This window comes from Halococcus sp. AFM35 (genome assembly GCF_051195015.1).
In the GTDB taxonomy this organism is placed as follows: Archaea; Halobacteriota; Halobacteria; order Halobacteriales; family Halococcaceae; genus Halococcus.
Genome location: NZ_JBNTJU010000095.1, coordinates 1 through 1,289, shown reverse-complemented (window position 1 = coordinate 1,289; position 1,289 = coordinate 1). Strand labels below are relative to the sequence as shown.

The 1,289-nt window shown below is 55.5% G+C and carries 1 protein-coding gene; it reads right to left on the bottom strand.

The features are described 5' to 3' along the window. Positions 1–16 precede the first annotated feature (16 nt). Complete coding sequence (locus ACQUQO_RS18220; RefSeq protein ID WP_435080071.1) at positions 17–1,237, bottom strand: IS701 family transposase; 1,221 nt, start codon at positions 1,235–1,237, stop codon at positions 17–19. Positions 1,238–1,289 lie beyond the last annotated feature (52 nt).

Below are 1,289 nucleotides of genomic sequence, written 5' to 3'. Positions count from 1 at the left end.
ACTCAGCTTTGCACGTTCAGAGATACCACCCTTTTGAACCGTCTGAGCCGTCCGAGTGAAGGAAGAGATGCTCTATTTCTTCCATCAATTCGTCAAGAGCCTGTTTTGGATGGTCTCGCACCCACGAAAACAGGTTATACACAGCTTCCTTCAGAGCGTATTCCAGCTGGACTTGGATCGACGACGCTTTCGAGCACTGCGTTCCCGAGGCGCTCGATTCAGGACCAAGCCGCAGCAGACTGTAGGCCAGCATCTGGAGGTGCCAGTGCCGACTGGCACCTCCTTCATCCCGTACCTCGCAGTCTCCAAAGCCCAGATCCTGCTTCGAATCCTCGAAGAACACCTCTACCGGCCATCTGAATGAGTACGACCGGATCAAATGCTCAGACGGTGCGCCGATCTTGTTCGAGGCGAAATACCTTACCGGATTCTCGTCGTCCTCCTCCTCTGTGACTTTCTCCGCGATGAGGAGTCGTACCTCGCCCAATTCCGAGACAGACCGCTTCTGTGTCCAGATTTTGTAGGTTTCATCGTCGATCTCTCGCTCAACCGTGTCGATGCGCTCTGCCAGCGCATCGACGCGGATCTCCTCGCCACCGTAGGTCACTTGCCGATTGCTGCGAAGCGGGCCGATCCAGTCCTTGTCGTATGATTCGATGTGGTCGATGAGATTCGAATCGTGAGTGAACCACGAATCCATGAGGTAGGTGTCCGCCGGGACACCTACCTCGTCTTCGAGTTCCGTGATGATCTCTCTGGCAAGATCGTACTTCGTGCGGTCGTCGTCATCATCGTAGAGCCGGAAGGCGAGCGGGTAGGCGGTCTTTTCGTCAGCGTAGAAGGCGTAGACGAGATTCTGTCCCCAAACAGTCTCGCCTTCGGCGTGATCGTAGAATCTGCCGACACCGGGAAGTTCCTTCCCGGTTTTGTGGTTCACCGAGTCATCGAGGATGATGTAGCCATCCTGTGACCAGCGTGTTTCACCGTGTTTCTGCAACTCTTCGAGGCGTTCGTGGTTTACCTGATCCTCGTCCCAATCGTACTCGGTGAGGAACTTGTTGACTGCTCGTTTGCCCTGTGCGGGAATGACCTCGCGTGCGATCCCAGCCACGGTCTTGTTGCTGGCGGCAACAAGACCTGTGGTGTAGGTTTTCGCGTGATGCTGTTGCTCGGGCGACAGTGACTCGAACTCGTCGATTGGCTCCGTACACGACAGAAGATCTGTGATTGGCAGCATCGTCCGCTACCCTCGCCTACAACGCGGCGCTACTTAACGTGCAAAGCTGAGT